General features: G+C 66.5%; 15 protein-coding genes. 10 read left to right on the top strand and 5 right to left on the bottom strand.

Going from position 1 to position 14017, the window contains the following annotated elements:
- Positions 1-21: 21 nt before the first annotated feature.
- Positions 22-552, bottom strand: coding sequence for a hypothetical protein (locus tag IB273_RS19945; RefSeq protein WP_192224845.1), 531 nt, complete (start codon positions 550-552; stop codon positions 22-24).
- A gap of 208 nt (positions 553-760) precedes the next feature.
- On the opposite strand from IB273_RS19945, the gene rsxA reads away from it, so the two are divergent.
- The 8 genes from rsxA to IB273_RS19905 all read left to right on the top strand — a co-directional run bounded on the left by rsxA (position 761) and on the right by IB273_RS19905 (position 7517).
- On the top strand, positions 761-1345 hold the full coding sequence (gene rsxA / locus IB273_RS19940) for an electron transport complex subunit RsxA (protein ID WP_192224844.1): 585 nt from the start codon (positions 761-763) through the stop codon (positions 1343-1345).
- A complete protein-coding gene (gene rsxB, locus IB273_RS19935; RefSeq protein ID WP_192224843.1) occupies positions 1342-1896 on the top strand; it encodes an electron transport complex subunit RsxB in 555 nt (184 codons plus the stop codon). The genes rsxA and rsxB overlap by 4 nt, the downstream gene beginning before the upstream one ends.
- On the top strand, positions 1893-4214 hold the full coding sequence (gene rsxC / locus IB273_RS19930) for an electron transport complex subunit RsxC (protein ID WP_192224842.1): 2322 nt from the start codon (positions 1893-1895) through the stop codon (positions 4212-4214). Before rsxB ends, rsxC begins: the two co-directional genes overlap by 4 nt.
- On the top strand, positions 4214-5254 hold the full coding sequence (locus tag IB273_RS19925; RefSeq protein WP_192224841.1) for an RnfABCDGE type electron transport complex subunit D: 1041 nt from the start codon (positions 4214-4216) through the stop codon (positions 5252-5254). Before rsxC ends, IB273_RS19925 begins: the two co-directional genes overlap by 1 nt.
- Positions 5251-5886 carry an electron transport complex subunit RsxG gene (gene rsxG, locus IB273_RS19920; protein WP_192224840.1) on the top strand — a complete coding sequence of 212 codons (636 nt, stop codon included), beginning with the start codon at positions 5251-5253 and terminating at the stop codon, positions 5884-5886. Before IB273_RS19925 ends, rsxG begins: the two co-directional genes overlap by 4 nt.
- Entirely contained in the window at positions 5879-6592 is a 714-nt protein-coding gene (locus IB273_RS19915) for an electron transport complex subunit E (protein WP_192224839.1), read from the top strand. Before rsxG ends, IB273_RS19915 begins: the two co-directional genes overlap by 8 nt.
- Complete coding sequence (gene nth / locus IB273_RS19910) at positions 6589-7227, top strand: endonuclease III (protein WP_081517715.1); 639 nt, start codon at positions 6589-6591, stop codon at positions 7225-7227. The genes IB273_RS19915 and nth overlap by 4 nt, the downstream gene beginning before the upstream one ends.
- A 107-nt stretch (positions 7228-7334) precedes the next feature.
- Positions 7335-7517: a PA3496 family putative envelope integrity protein gene (locus IB273_RS19905; RefSeq protein ID WP_081517714.1), complete on the top strand. Its 183-nt coding sequence runs from the start codon at positions 7335-7337 to the stop codon at positions 7515-7517.
- A gap of 122 nt (positions 7518-7639) precedes the next feature.
- On the opposite strand, the gene ppnN is transcribed toward IB273_RS19905, so the two are convergent.
- From ppnN to IB273_RS19885, 4 genes are all read right to left on the bottom strand, one after another.
- The gene (ppnN, locus tag IB273_RS19900) at positions 7640-9031 is read right to left on the bottom strand and encodes a nucleotide 5'-monophosphate nucleosidase PpnN (protein ID WP_081517713.1); all 1392 of its coding nucleotides are present in this window, start codon (positions 9029-9031) and stop codon (positions 7640-7642) included.
- A gap of 287 nt (positions 9032-9318) precedes the next feature.
- A complete protein-coding gene (gloA, locus tag IB273_RS19895) occupies positions 9319-9711 on the bottom strand; it encodes a lactoylglutathione lyase (RefSeq protein WP_045209838.1) in 393 nt (130 codons plus the stop codon).
- 95 nt (positions 9712-9806) lie between these two features.
- A complete protein-coding gene (locus tag IB273_RS19890; RefSeq protein ID WP_081517712.1) occupies positions 9807-11024 on the bottom strand; it encodes an argininosuccinate synthase in 1218 nt (405 codons plus the stop codon).
- A gap of 132 nt (positions 11025-11156) precedes the next feature.
- A complete protein-coding gene (locus IB273_RS19885) occupies positions 11157-12155 on the bottom strand; it encodes a flagellar protein MotY (protein WP_318652490.1) in 999 nt (332 codons plus the stop codon).
- 138 nt (positions 12156-12293) lie between these two features.
- Between IB273_RS19885 and pyrC the strand changes: the two genes are divergently transcribed.
- Both pyrC and rnt read left to right on the top strand, forming a co-directional pair.
- Positions 12294-13340 carry a dihydroorotase gene (gene pyrC / locus IB273_RS19880; RefSeq protein ID WP_151186176.1) on the top strand — a complete coding sequence of 349 codons (1047 nt, stop codon included), beginning with the start codon at positions 12294-12296 and terminating at the stop codon, positions 13338-13340.
- Positions 13337-14017, top strand: coding sequence for a ribonuclease T (gene rnt, locus IB273_RS19875; RefSeq protein ID WP_037011317.1), 681 nt, complete (start codon positions 13337-13339; stop codon positions 14015-14017). Before pyrC ends, rnt begins: the two co-directional genes overlap by 4 nt.

Here is a 14017-nt window from a genome sequence, read left to right as displayed (position 1 = left end):
GCGGCGGCTGGCCCAGGGGCTCTACTGAGCGTCTTCGCAGTCCACGTCGCCGCCACCCAGGTGCTCGAAGCCTTCCAGGTAGAGGCACGATGCATCCGACGCACAGTCCTGCAGCGAGGCGTTGCTCAGGTTGTCCCGTGAAGTGGGGTCTTCCAGGTTCACCAGCGGGAAGATGTCGGCCACCTCCTCCGCCGTCATGATCCTGTCGAAGGTGACGTTGACCGATTGCAGGCGGCCGTACTCCCAGTCCAGGTCCACCGCCGCGATGCGCGGGTCGAGCGCCCGCACCTGCGCCTCGGCCAACTGCGGGCCGGCGTAGCTGAGATCGGTGTCGTGGCAGGCGTCGCCCCAGTTGCTCAGCTTCTTGCTGGCGGCGCAGCTGAACTGCGCGTCGACATGACCAGTGCGCTGCTCCAGCAGGCAAGCGAAGTCGGCCACGCTCATGCGCGGCCAGCCGACCAGATCGGCCGTGGTGAAGGGCGCGGCCGAAGCCAGGGCACTGGAGAACAGCAGGCAAAGGGCGGTGAAGCGTCCAGACAGGGGTTTGCGCATCGCGACTTCCGTGAGGGGAACCGATCGGGTTCGGCAGCCGCCGATATTCCTCCCGCCGCCCCTGGCACCGCAACTGATTTCGGGGAGGTACAATTGCCTACTTCGCACCTTGTATTCGAGCCATGTCCTCTCGCCGCCATCAACCCGCTGACCATCGGTCTCCGAGCATGATCCGCCTTTCCTTGCGCCCGGCTGCGAGTGCCCGGCCGTGACCGAACTCGCCCTGATCCTGGTCAGCGCCATCCTGGTCAACAACTTCGTGCTGGTGCAGTTCCTCGGCATCTGCCCGTTCATGGGCGTGTCGCGCAAGATCGAGACGGCGCTCGCGCTGGCCCTGGCGACCACCTTTGTCCTCACCCTCGCCTCGGCATTGAGCTACATCCTGCAGCGCTACGTGCTGCAACCGCTGGACCTGGAATTCCTGCGCACCATCGGCTTCATCCTGGTGATCGCCGTGGTGGTGCAGTTCACCGAGCTACTGGTGAACAGAGCCAGCCCGCTGCTGGGTCGAACCCTGGGCATCTTCCTGCCGCTGATTACCACCAACTGCATCGTGCTGGGCGTAGCGCTGCTGAATGCGCGCAAGGCCGAGTTCGGCTTCCTGCAATCCACCCTCCAGGGCTTCGGTGCCGGGCTGGGCTTCACCCTGGTGCTGGTGCTGTTCGCCGCCCTGCGCGAGCGCATCGCCATCGCCGACGTGCCCAAGCCGTTCAAGGGCGCGGCCATCGGCATGATCACCGCCGGGCTGATGTCCCTGGCGTTCATGGGCTTCAGCGGGTTGCTCAAGCCATGATCGCGGCGCTGCTGATCATCGTGGTTTGCCTCGGCGGCGCCGTGGCGCTGCGCCTGGCCTCAGCGCGGGCGAAGGTCGCAGGCGAGCCCATCGCCGGGCAGATCAATGACCTGCTGCCGCAGACCCAGTGCGGCCAGTGCGGCTACGCCGGCTGCAAGCCCTACGCCCAGGCCATCGCCGAGGGTGACGCGATCAACAAGTGCCCGCCCGGCGGCGCCGCGACCATCGCCGCCCTCGCCGAGTTGCTGGACGTCGCCCCCCTGCCGCTGGACGCCGCCGAAGAGACGCCGCTGCGTGTGGCCTACATCCGCGAGGCCGAGTGCATCGGCTGTACCAAGTGCATCCGCGCCTGCCCGATGGACGCCATCGTCGGCGCGGCCAAGCTGATGCACACGGTGATAATCGACGAATGCACCGGCTGCGACCTGTGCCTGGAACCCTGCCCGGTGGACTGCATCGAGATGCGCGACCTGCCGCTGCGCGTCGTCGACTGGAGATGGCCGCTGCCGCAGGGCCGGCTGATCCAGAGCGACCGGGAGCAGGCAGCATGAACGCGCAGGTCTGGAGCTTCCCCGGTGGCCTGCAGTTGCCGGCCAACAAGCAGCAATCCATCGCCACGCCGATCCAGCAGCCACCGCTGCCGCGTCGTCTGGTGCTGCCGCTGCAGCAGCATATCGGCGAACCCGCCGTGCCCTGCGTCGAAGTCGGCCAGCAGGTGCTCAAGGGCCAACTGATCGCCGAGGCTGGCAGCGCCATCAGCGCCGCGCTGCATGCGCCGACTTCCGGCACGGTGGTCGAGATCAGCGAGCAACCCTATCCGCACAGCTCCGGCCTTTCAGTGCGCGCCATCGTCATCGAGAGCGACGGCGCGGATGAATGGATCGAGCTGAACCCCGTGTCCCAGTATGCGTCCCTCTCCGGGGTCGAACTGCTGCAACGCATCCGCCAGGCCGGCATCGCCGGCCTCGGTGGCGCCGGCTTCCCCACCGCCGCCAAGCTGGCCTCGCGCGCCCAGGACGACCTGCATACGCTGATCATCAACGGCGCCGAGTGCGAGCCCTACATCAGCGCCGACGCCCTGCTGATGCGCGAGCGCGCTGTCGAACTGGTCGAAGGCATCGAGGTGCTGATGCACATCCTCCAGCCACAGCAGGTGCTGCTCGGCATCGAGGATGACAAGCCCGAGGCCATCGCCATTTTGCAGGCCACCATTGGTGAGCGGCCGATCCGCCTGCAACCGGTCCCGACCCGCTACCCCTCCGGCGGCGAGCGCCAGTTGATCCAGGTGCTGACCGGCCGCGAGGTGCCGTCCGGCGGGCTGCCGGCGGATATCGGCATGCTCTGCGTGAACGTCGGCACCGCCGTCGCCGTGGCCGACGCCGTGCTGCGCGGGCGGCCGCTGATCTCGCGCATCACCACCCTGACCGGCGCCGCACTCGCGCGCCCGTGCAACGTTGAAGCGCTGCTCGGCACGCCCGTGGGCGAGCTGCTGGCGTTCGCCGGCCTCGACAGCGCGAAGCTCGACCGCCTGCTACTCGGCGGCCCGCTGATGGGCGACAGCCTGCCGTCGCTGGACGTGCCGCTGATCAAGACCGCCAACTGCCTGCTGGCCGCCACCCGCGAAGAGCTGCCGGCCCCGGCACAGGCCATGCCCTGTATCCGCTGCGGCGACTGCGCGCAGGTCTGCCCCGCCAGCCTGCTGCCGCAGCAGCTGTACTTCTTTGCCGAAGACCATGACCAGTTGATGGAGCACAACCTGTTCGACTGCATCGAGTGCGGCGCCTGCGCCTACGTCTGCCCGTCGAGCATTCCGCTGGTGCAGTACTACCGCGCCGCCAAGGGCGAGATCCGCGAACTGGAACAGCGCCAGCTGAAGGCCGAGCAGTCGCGCCTGCGCTTCGAGCAGCGCCAGGAGCGCCTGCGCCGTGAGGAAGAACAGCGCGCTGCCGACCGCCTGGCCCGCCAGGAGCGTGCGTCACGCGCGCAGGAAGACCCAGCCGAAATCGAGACGCCCAGCGCACCGGCCGCGCAATCGGTGATCGAGCGGGTGAAGGCCGAAAAGGCCGTGGGCAATGCGCCTGACCAGCTCAAGCGCCTGAAGATCGACGCCAGCATGGCCCAGGTCGCGCTGAACAAGGCCGAGAAGCAACTGGCCAGCCATGACACCGAGCAGTTGCGCACCCAGGTTGCCGAGCTGCGCATCGCCGCCGCCGAGGCGAAAGCCGCACTGGCAGCTGCCGAAGTGCAAGGCGCCAGCGCGGAGCCGACGCCCGCTGCCGCCCCCGTCGCGGGCGAAGCGGCACTGAAGAAAGCGAAGATCGACGCCGCCATGGCCCGCGCCCAGCTGAAGAAGTCCGAGAAGGCCTTCGGCGAATCGCCCAGCGACGAGCAGCGCGCCACCCTCGCCTCCTTGCGCGGGGACGTCGAACGTATCGAGCGCCAACTCAACGAACTGCAGGGGACCGCCATGCCAACCGAACCGAAAACCGAGCAGCCCGTCGACGGCGTACTCGCCCTGCGCCAGGCCAAGCTGGTCTATATCGCCCAGCGCGACGCCCTGCGCGCGGCTGAACGCGAAGGCGTGTCCGCCGAGGCGCTGGACGCGATCCGCCAGACGCTCGCCGCCGCGGAAGCTGCCCTGCACGCCGCCGAAGACGCCAGCGGCAAGGCGCCGCCGGACCTGGTGCGCACCGACAAGCGTCCGATCACCGACGCCCTGCGCGCCGCCAAAACCGAACTGGCCTACGCCCGCGCCGACCTGAAGAAGCTCGAACGCGAAGGTGCTGGCGACTCGGCACTGGCCACTGCCCGTGAGCGCCTGCTAGCGGCGGAACGCGCAGTCGCCGATGCCAGCGGTGAGGCGCCTTGATGAAGCTGCCACGCATCAGCTCGCCCCACGCCACAGGCGCCAACCGCACGCAGCGAGTCATGCTGACGCTGCTGGCCGCCTGCGCGCCGGGTGCGCTGGTGCTGATCGGCCTGTACGGCGTCGGCACCCTGTTCAATCTGCTCTGGTGCAGCCTGCTCGCCCTCTCCACCGAGGCGCTGATGCTCAAGTTGCGCAACCGCCCGGTGACCTTCTTCCTCAAGGACGGCAGCGCGCTGGTCACCGCGGTGCTGCTCGCCCTCGCCCTGCCGCCCTACTCGCCCTGGTGGCTGAGCGCGGTCGCCACGGTGTTCGCGCTGATCTTCGGCAAGCACCTGTACGGAGGCCTCGGGCAGAACCCCTTCAACCCGGCGATGGTCGGCTACGCGGTGGTGCTGGTGTCCTTTCCGCAGCAGATGAGCCAGTGGCCGGCGCCGGACAGCGCGCTCGGTTTCGGCGAGGGCCTGCGGCAGATCTTCGGCTTCGCAAGCCTTGGGCCGGACGCCTGGGTCGGCGCCACCGCGCTGGACGTGGTGCGCAACAACCACAGCCTGACCATGGAAGAACTGCTGGCGCAGTCCCCCGCTTTCGGCAGTGTCGGCGGGCGCGGCGTGGAACTGGTCAACCTGGCCTTCCTGGCCGGCGGGTTGTTCCTGCTCTGGCGCAAGCTGTTCACCTGGCACGCGCCGGTGGGCATGCTCGGCGGCCTGTTCGTCATGAGCCTGCTGTTCTGGAACGGCTCCGGCTCCGACTCCCACGGTTCGCCGCTGCTGCACCTGTTCAGCGGCGCGACCATGCTCGGCGCCTTCTTCATCGTCACCGACCCGGTCTCCGGCGCCACCAGCAACCGCGGCCGGCTGCTGTTCGGCATCGGTGTCGGCGTGTTCACCTACGTGATCCGTGCCTGGGGCGGCTACCCCGACGGCCTGGCCTTCGCCGTGCTGCTGATGAACCTCGCCGCGCCGACCCTCGACTACTTCACCCGCCCACGCACTTACGGACACAAGAAGCCCGAACGCGGCTTCAAGGCGGGTGAGCGATGAACCGCACCCTGCTGAAGAACGTCCTGGCGCTGGGCCTGCTCGCGGTGCTTGCCGCCAGCGTGGTAGCGACCGTCCACCAGCTCACCGCCCAGCGCATCGACACCGCCCAGCGCGAGGCGCGTGGCCGCACCCTGCTGGAGCTGCTGCCCAGGGGCAGCTACGACAACCATCCACTGGAGACCGAAGTCAGCGCCTTCGATCCCAAGCTGCTGGGCCGCGACGAGGCGGCGCCCGCCTACCTCGCCCGCCTCCATGGGCAGACCACGGCGGTCGTGCTCCAGCCCGTGGCGCGAGATGGCTACGGCGGCTCGATCCAGCTGCTGGTGGGGGTGACCGCACAAGGCCGTCTGCTCGGCGTGCGGGTCGTGGCGCATCACGAGACGCCCGGCCAGGGCGACCGCATCGAACTGGGCAAGAGCGACTGGCTGCACGGCTTCGACGGCCGCTCCCTGAGCGACCCGGCCGAGGCCGGCTGGAAAGTGAAGAAGGACGGAGGCCAGTTCGACCAGTTCGCCGGCGCCACCGTCACCCCTCGCGCGGTGGTCAAGGCCACGCACCTGGCGCTGCAGTACTTCGACGCGCACAAGTCCGAGCTGCTGGCCCCTGCGACCTCGGGAGGCAAGCATGAGTAATCCCGGCTACCGCGAAATCGCCCTGCAGGGCCTGTGGAAGAACAACCCCGGCCTTGTGCAGTTGCTCGGCCTGTGCCCGCTGCTGGGCACCAGCAGCTCCATGGTCAATGCCCTCGGCCTGGGGCTGGCTACGATCTTTGTGCTGGTCTGCTCCAGCGTCGCCGTAGCGCTGATCCGTGGCACGCTGAGCGAGGCCGTGCGCCTGCCGGCCTTCCTGCTGGTCATCGCCACCCTAACCACCTGCGTCGAACTGCTGATGCAGGCGTGGCGGTACGAGCTGTATGAAGTGCTGGGCATCTTCGTGCCGCTGATCACCACCAACTGCGTGATCCTCGGCCGCGCGCAATCCTTCGCCGCGAACAACAACGTGGCGCGCTCGGCCTTCGACGCACTGATGATGGGGCTGGGCTTCGCCCTGGTCCTGCTGACCATCGGCACGCTGCGCGAACTGCTCGGCCATGGCACGCTGCTGGCCGGCATGGACCTGCTGTTCGGCCCCGGCGCCGCCAGCTGGAAACTGCAGATTCCCGGCTACCAGGGCCTGTTGCTGGCCGTGCTGCCGCCCGGAGCCTTCCTGGTGCTGGGCCTGCTGATTGCCCTGAAGAACCGTATTGATGAAAGCCTGGCGGACCGCGCCAAGGCGCAGGCGGGCGACGTACCCGCGACCGAGCGCCAACGCGTCCGCGTGACCGGAGTGATCGAATGAATGCCGCCAAACGCGCGGAGATTTTCCGCCGACTCAAGGAAGACAATCCCAACCCCGAAACCGAGCTGGCCTACAGCACGCCGTTCGAGCTGCTGATCGCGGTGCTGCTCTCCGCCCAGGCCACCGACGTCGGGGTGAACAAGGCCACCGCCAAGCTCTACCCGGTGGCCAACACCCCGGAGGCGATCTACGCCCTGGGCGTGGAAGGCCTGTCGGAGTACATCAAGACCATCGGCCTGTACAACAGCAAGGCGAAGAACACCATCGAGACCTGCCGCATCCTCATCGAGAAGCACGGCGGCCAGGTTCCGGAGAACCGCGAAGACCTGGAAGCCCTGCCGGGCGTGGGCCGCAAGACCGCCAACGTGGTGCTCAACACGGCTTTCCGACAGCCGGCGATGGCAGTGGACACCCATATCTTCCGCGTCTCCAACCGCACCAACATCGCGCCGGGGCGCAATGTGCTGGAAGTGGAGCGCAAGCTGCTCAAGTTCGTACCCAAGGAATACCTGCTGGATGCGCACCACTGGCTGATCCTGCACGGGCGCTACGTCTGCAAGGCGCGCAAGCCGCAGTGCGGCAGCTGCCGAATCGAGGACCTGTGCGAGTTCAAGCACAAGACGTCGGACGATTGAGCGTTATGGGAAAATTCCTTCAGGCTGATTGAAAAAATCTTTTTTACCGCTTACGCCTTTGTCGATATAAGGGGCGCCAACACACCCCGTGTTGTGGAGTGCACCGAATGGCAAACGACAAAGAAGACCTCGAACTCGAGGACGATGTCAGCACAGACGACAGCGATGACGGCGCCGAAGCATCGGCAGAGGTCGCCAAGACCAACCTGACCAAGCGCCGCATCATCGACAACTACCTGGAAGAGCGTCGCCTGCAGCGCCAACTGTCCGACTACGATTTCGATCTGTAAGCCTTCTCCTAAGCGAAGTACCTGCATGAAAAAGCCCCGCATCCTGGCGGGGCTTTTTGTTTTCTGCTCCTTGTGGGAGCGCGCCATGCGCGCGATCGCGGGCATGGCGCGCTCCTACAGGCTCACACCGCTACACCAGCGCGCTGCACCACCCGGTAGCACGGCTCGTACGCCGCGCCGCCCGGCAACTTCATGCGGTGCTGTTCGACGAAGGCCTGCAGCAGAGCATCCAGCGGTTCCATGATGGCCGCGTCGCCGTGGATTTCGTACGGGCCGAACTCTTCGATCATGCGGATGCCGCGGTCCTTCACGTTGCCCGCGACGATGCCGGAGAACGCCCGGCGCAGGTTCGCCGCCAGTTCGTGTGGCGGCACGTCGCGACCCAGATCCAGGCCGGCCATGTTCTCGTGGGTCGGCTCGAACGGGCGCTGGAACCCCTCGTCGATCTTCAGCAGCCAGTTGAAGTGGTAGGCGTCGTTGCGCTCGCGGCGGAACTGCTTGACCCGCTTCAGGCCGGTGCTCATTTCCCGCGCCACTTCCGCCGGGTCGTCGATGATGATGCGGTAGCGCTTCTGCGCCGCCTCGCCCAGCGTCGCACCGACGAAGGCATGCAGCTGTTCGATGTAGGCCGCCGCGCTGCGCGGGCCGGTGAGCACCAGGGGGAACGGCATGTCCTGGTTTTCCGGGTGCATGAGGATGCCCAGCAGGTAGAGGAACTCCTCCGCCGTACCGACGCCGCCGGGGAACACGATGATGCCGTGACCGACACGGACGAAGGCTTCGAGGCGCTTCTCGATGTCCGGCAGGATCACCAGTTCGTTGACGATCGGGTTCGGCGCCTCGGCAGCGATGATTCCCGGCTCGGTCAGGCCCAGGTAGCGGCCATCGGTGATGCGCTGCTTGGCGTGACCGATGGTGGCGCCCTTCATCGGGCCCTTCATCACGCCCGGGCCGCAACCGGTGCAGACGTCGAGGCTGCGCAGGCCCAGTTCGTGGCCGACCTTCTTGGTGTACTTGTACTCGTTGGTGCTGATGGAGTGGCCGCCCCAGCACACGACGATCTTCGGCTCCACGCCGGCGTGCAGGGCACGGGCGTTGCGCAGAAGGTGGAAGACGTAATCGGTGATGCCGGCCGAGCTGTCCAGGCCGAAGCGCCGGCTGTTCAGGGCGTTCTGGGTGTAGACGATGTCGCGCAGGGCGCTGAAGAGCATCTCGCGGGTGCTGGCGATCATCTCGCCGTCGACGAAGGCGTCGGCCGGCGCGTTGAACAGCTCCAGGCGCACGCCGCGGTCCTGCTGGTGGATTTCCAGTTCGAAGTCACGGTAGGCGTCGAGGATGTGCTTGGCGTTGTCGATCTGTGTGCCGGTGTTGAGGATGGCCAGGGCACACTGGCGGAAGAGCTTGTAGGTACTGCCCGAGCCCGCTTCGCTGAGCTGGTGGACTTCACGTTGGGAAAGGGTTTCGAGGCTGCCCTTGGGGCTGACCGAGGCATTGTTTACCGGTCTTGGGGACATGCTGTATTCCTTGACGATGGAAGCCGGGCGCCTGAGCCCGCGGCTTTCCGATAAATCGATGCGGCCGTCCATTCGGCCGTCATTGCCGGGGGCGTCGCGGCGGGGATTCTCCGGCCCGCAGCGCGCTCCTTCTGACTGTGACAAGCGAATGGCGGAAACTGCTTCCGCAATCGACGCGTCCGACGTCGATGCCCCTTGAGTATGAACGCTGCGATGACTTTCTGATGACGCACCGCAAAAGAAAAACCCCGCCGGATTGGCGGGGTTTCTTCAAGGACGCTTCACGATCAGTCCTTGCGCTGCGGGCTCAGCAGCTCGATCTTGTAGCCGTCCGGGTCTTCGACGAAGGCCAGGATGCTGGTGCCGTGCTTCATCGGGCCCGGCTCGCGGGTGATCTTGCCGCCACGGGAGCGGATGTCCTCGCAGGCCTTGTAGACGTCCGCCACTTCCAGGGCGATGTGGCCGTAGCCGGTGCCCAGCTCGTACTGGTCCACGCCCCAGTTGTAGGTCAGCTCGATGACGCTGTTGTCGTCTTCGTTGCCGTAGCCCACGAATGCCAGGGTGAACTGGCCGTCCGGATAATCCTTGCGACGCAGCAGGGTCATGCCCAGGACTTCGGTGTAGAAGGCGATGGATTTGTCCATGTCGCCGACGCGCAGCATGGTGTGCAGCAGTCTCATCGGTTCTTTCCTCATCAGGTGCCCGGAGTGCGGGCTTATAAACACAAACCCCGGCTCGTGGCCGGGGTCTGCTTGTCACGGGAGACGCAAGCTTATCAGAACAGCTTGCGGCCCTTGTTCGCGGCGATACGCATGCGCAGCGCGTTGAGCTTGATGAAGCCAGCGGCATCGGCCTGGTTGTAGGCGCCGCCGTCTTCCTCGAAGGTCGCGATGTTGGCATCGAACAGCGAGTCGTCGGACTTGCGGCCGGTGACGATGACGTTGCCCTTGTACAGCTTCAGGCGCACGACGCCGTTCACGTGTTCCTGGGAGGCATCGATCATCTGCTGGAGCATTTCGCGCTCCGGGCTCCACCAGTAGCCGGTGTAGATCAGCTTGGCGTAGCGTGGCATCAGCTCGTCTTTGAGGTGAGCGACTTCGCGGTCCAGGGTGATCGACTCGATGGCACGGTGCGCCTTGAGCATGATGGTGCCGCCGGGGGTCTCGTAGCAGCCACGGGACTTCATGCCGACGTAACGGTTCTCGACGATGTCCAGACGGCCGATGCCGTTGGCGCCGCCGATGCGGTTCAGCTCGGTCAGTACCTGGGCGGGAGTCATGTCCTTGCCGTCGATGGCGACGATGTCGCCCTTGCGGTAGGTCAGCTCGATGTAGGTGGCGGAGTCAGGGGCCTTCTCCGGGGAGACGGTCCACTTCCACATGTCCTCTTCGTGCTCGGTCCAGGTGTCTTCCAGCACGCCGCCTTCATAGGAGATGTGCAGCAGGTTGGCATCCATGGAGTACGGCGATTTCTTCTTGCCGTGGCGCTCGATCGGGATGTTGTGGGCTTCGGCGTAGTCCATCAGCTTCTCGCGGGACAGCAGGTCCCACTCGCGCCAGGGAGCGATTACCTTCACGCCCGGCTTGAGCGCGTAGGCGCCCAGCTCGAAACGCACCTGGTCGTTGCCCTTGCCGGTGGCGCCGTGGGAGATGGCGTCAGCGCCGGTGGCGTTGGCGATCTCGATCAGGCGCTTGGCGATCAGCGGGCGGGCGATGGAGGTACCCAGCAGGTACTCGCCTTCGTAGACAGTGTTGGCACGGAACATCGGGAAGACGAAGTCGCGGACGAATTCTTCTCGCAGGTCCTCGATGAAGACCTCTTTCACGCCCATCTGCTTGGCCTTGGCGCGGGCCGGTTCGACCTCCTCGCCCTGACCCAGGTCGGCGGTGAAGGTCACCACTTCGCAGTTATAGGTATCCTGCAGCCACTTCAGAATTACCGAGGTGTCCAGGCCACCGGAATACGCCAGGACTACCTTCTTCACGTCCGCCATGCCACTCAACTCCACGGGGGTTGTCACGAAAGGGGCCGATTCTACTGTCCGCTCGGAATAATTTACAGAGGGGCGACAGCTTTTGACGACAAAGCGACAAATACTATCGTCGGTGCGACCCGACGCCGCGGGTCAGCCCTTGGGTGTCGCGGGCGGCGTGGCGGGTGGGTTGGCCGCGTTGGCGGCAGGCGCTGCCGGCGCGCCCTGAGCCGGCGCGCTGGCGGTGCTGGGAGCCGGTGCGGCAGGGGCTGGCGGGGCTTCGGCGGGTGCCTGCTCGACGACCGCCTCGCGGGACAGGTTCACCGTTACCCGGCGATTCTTCGCGCGGTTGGCAGCGGAGTTGTTCTTCACCAGCGGGTAACGCTCGCCGTAGAAGCGCACGGTGATCTGCGATTCCGCCACACCATTGGCCTTCAGGTACTCCATCACCGCAATGGCGCGACGGCGCGAAGCCTCGCGGTTGGCCAGGCGGTTGCCGCTGTTGTCGGAATGGCCGTCCAGCTCGATGCGATTCACCGTCGGATCGGCCTTCATGTACTGCAGGATGATGTCCAGCTTGGCGCGGCCCAGCGGATCGACCTCGGTGCCGCCGTCCGGGAAGCCGACCTGGCTCTGGCGCACCTGGTCGAAGTTGACCGGGAGCATCTTCGTCGAACAGTCCTGGAACTTCACGTATCCGTCGGCGAAACGCGTGGGCATCAGCCGTACCAGCAGGTTCTCGCCGGTGCGCGTGCGGTGGCGCACTTCCGGCGCACGGCCTTCCAGCAAACCGCCGAGCAGCCGCCCGGCCTGCTGCTGGGTGCTGTTGAAGGGCACCTCGCCCGAACCCACCTGCACTGCCCCCAGGTTCAGGTCGCCCTGCCCCGGACGCCACGGCGGCGCGGCCGCCAGCAGGGTTGCCGAGCCGCTGCCCAGCCAGCCCGTCTGCGGCTTGAGCCGGAAGGTCGGCTGCTCGCCGGCGCGCCAGACGAATTCGCCCAGGCCGAAACCGGCCACGCTCTGCGACAGCCGGCACTCGAACTGGTCGCCCTCCACCGTCCATTGCGCGCTTTCCATGCGCGTCTGGAAGGTCAGCCCCCAGGCCGGGAGGCTGGCACAGAGAGCGAGCAGGAGAAGGGAGGGCTGGCGCACGATGGCTTCCATACAGATAAAGAGGCGTCCCAGATTCTATCGGTCGGCCTCGGCAAAACTTGATAGCGAGTGCCGGCGGCGGCCTTTTCCGGTAGCATTTCACCCTCTTCCCGCTGCAACCGCACCCCTGGAATCCGCATGTCCGACCGCCTGACACTCCTGCGCCCCGACGACTGGCACATCCACCTGCGCGACGGCGCCGCACTCGCGCAAACCGTCGGCGACGCCGCCCGCACCTTCGGCCGCGCCATCATCATGCCGAACCTGGTCCCGCCGGTACGCAACGCCGCCGAAGCCGACGCCTACCGCCAGCGCATCCTGGCCGCCCGTCCCGCCGGCAGCCGCTTCGAGCCGCTGATGGTGCTGTACCTCACCGACCGCACCAGCGTCGAGGAAGTCCGTGCCGCCAAGGCCTCCGGCTTCGTGCACGCCGCCAAGCTGTACCCGGCCGGCGCCACCACCAACTCCGATTCCGGCGTCACCAGCGTCGACAACATCTTCCACGTGCTCGAAGCCATGGCCGAAGTCGGCCTGCCGCTGCTGGTACACGGCGAAGTGACCCGCGCCGAGGTCGACGTGTTCGACCGTGAGAAGCGCTTCATCGACGAACACCTGACCCGCGTGGTCGAGCGTTTCCCGACCCTCAAGGTGGTCTTCGAGCACATCACCACCGGCGATGCCGCCGCCTTCGTCAAGGCCGCCCCGGCCAACGTCGGCGCCACCATCACCGCACACCACCTGCTGTACAACCGCAACCACATGCTGGTTGGCGGCATTCGCCCGCACTTCTATTGCCTGCCGATCCTCAAGCGCAACACCCACCAGGAAGCCCTGCTGGATGCCGCCACCAGCGGCAGCCCGAAGTTCTTCCTCGGCACCGACTCGGCCCCCCACGCGCGCCACGCCAAGGAAGCCGCCTGCGGTTGCGCCGGCTGCTACACCGCCTACGCCGCCATCGAGCTGTACGCCGAAGCCTTCGAGCAGCGCAATGCGCTGGACAAGCTGGAAGGTTTCGCCAGCTTCCACGGCCCGGATTTCTACGGCCTGCCGCGCAACAGCGACCGCATCACCCTGGTCCGCGAAGAGTGGGAAGCCCCGGCGGCCCTGCCGTTCGGCGATTTCGACGTCGTCCCGCTGCGCGCGGGTGAAAAACTGCGCTGGCGCCTGCTGGAGACCGAGGCATGAGTGACGAGAACGAAATCTTCGAAGAAGAACTCGACGGTTCCTTCCCGCCCGGCCCACGCCACCCGATGGCGCGCCGCTTCCGTGGCTACCTGCCGGTCGTGGTGGACGTCGAGACCGGTGGATTCAACGCCGGCACCGACGCCCTGCTGGAAATCGCTGCCGTCACCATCGGCATGGACGAAAGCGGCTACCTGTTCCCCGAACACACCTACTTCTTCCGCGTGGAGCCGTTCGAAGGCGCCAACATCGAGCAGGCGGCGCTGGAGTTCACCGGCATCAAGCTGGACCACCCGCTGCGCATGGCCGTGCCGGAAGAACAGGCGCTGACCGAAATCTTCCGCGGCATCCGCAAGTCGCTGAAGTCCAACGGCTGCAAGCGGGCGATTCTGGTCGGCCACAACAGCAGCTTCGACCTGGGCTTCCTCAATGCGGCGGTGAACCGCAGCGGCGTGAAACGCAATCCGTTCCACCCGTTCTCCAGCTTCGACACCGCTACCCTCGCCGGCCTCGCCTACGGCCAGACCGTCCTGGCCAAGGCCTGCCAGACCGCCGGCATCGAGTTCGACAACCGCGAGGCTCACTCGGCGCGCTACGACACCGAGAAGACTGCCGAGCTGTTCTGCGGCATCGTCAACCGCTGGAAGGAATTCGGCGGCTGGATGGAAGACGATCACTGA

It is taken from the genome of Pseudomonas sp. PDM19, assembly GCF_014852215.1.
Classification (GTDB): Bacteria; Pseudomonadota; Gammaproteobacteria; order Pseudomonadales; family Pseudomonadaceae; genus Pseudomonas.
The sequence above is the reverse complement of the archived record's forward strand: the minus strand, read 5'-3'. Positions and strand labels throughout refer to the sequence as shown.

What these genes read in the sequence shown, in the direction of transcription:
- IB273_RS19945 (WP_192224845.1), bottom strand. Translation starts at nt 552, where the DNA reads ATGCGCAAACCCCTGTCTGGACGCTTCACCGCCCTTTGCCTGCTGTTC.
- rsxB (WP_192224843.1), top strand. Translation starts at nt 1,342, where the DNA reads ATGATCGCGGCGCTGCTGATCATCGTGGTTTGCCTCGGCGGCGCCGTG.
- rsxC (WP_192224842.1), top strand. Translation starts at nt 1,893, where the DNA reads ATGAACGCGCAGGTCTGGAGCTTCCCCGGTGGCCTGCAGTTGCCGGCC.
- IB273_RS19925 (WP_192224841.1), top strand. Translation starts at nt 4,214, where the DNA reads ATGAAGCTGCCACGCATCAGCTCGCCCCACGCCACAGGCGCCAACCGC.
- rsxG (WP_192224840.1), top strand. Translation starts at nt 5,251, where the DNA reads ATGAACCGCACCCTGCTGAAGAACGTCCTGGCGCTGGGCCTGCTCGCG.
- IB273_RS19915 (WP_192224839.1), top strand. Translation starts at nt 5,879, where the DNA reads ATGAGTAATCCCGGCTACCGCGAAATCGCCCTGCAGGGCCTGTGGAAG.
- nth (WP_081517715.1), top strand. Translation starts at nt 6,589, where the DNA reads ATGAATGCCGCCAAACGCGCGGAGATTTTCCGCCGACTCAAGGAAGAC.
- IB273_RS19905 (WP_081517714.1), top strand. Translation starts at nt 7,335, where the DNA reads ATGGCAAACGACAAAGAAGACCTCGAACTCGAGGACGATGTCAGCACA.
- ppnN (WP_081517713.1), bottom strand. Translation starts at nt 9,031, where the DNA reads ATGTCCCCAAGACCGGTAAACAATGCCTCGGTCAGCCCCAAGGGCAGC.
- gloA (WP_045209838.1), bottom strand. Translation starts at nt 9,711, where the DNA reads ATGAGACTGCTGCACACCATGCTGCGCGTCGGCGACATGGACAAATCC.
- IB273_RS19890 (WP_081517712.1), bottom strand. Translation starts at nt 11,024, where the DNA reads ATGGCGGACGTGAAGAAGGTAGTCCTGGCGTATTCCGGTGGCCTGGAC.
- pyrC (WP_151186176.1), top strand. Translation starts at nt 12,294, where the DNA reads ATGTCCGACCGCCTGACACTCCTGCGCCCCGACGACTGGCACATCCAC.
- rnt (WP_037011317.1), top strand. Translation starts at nt 13,337, where the DNA reads ATGAGTGACGAGAACGAAATCTTCGAAGAAGAACTCGACGGTTCCTTC.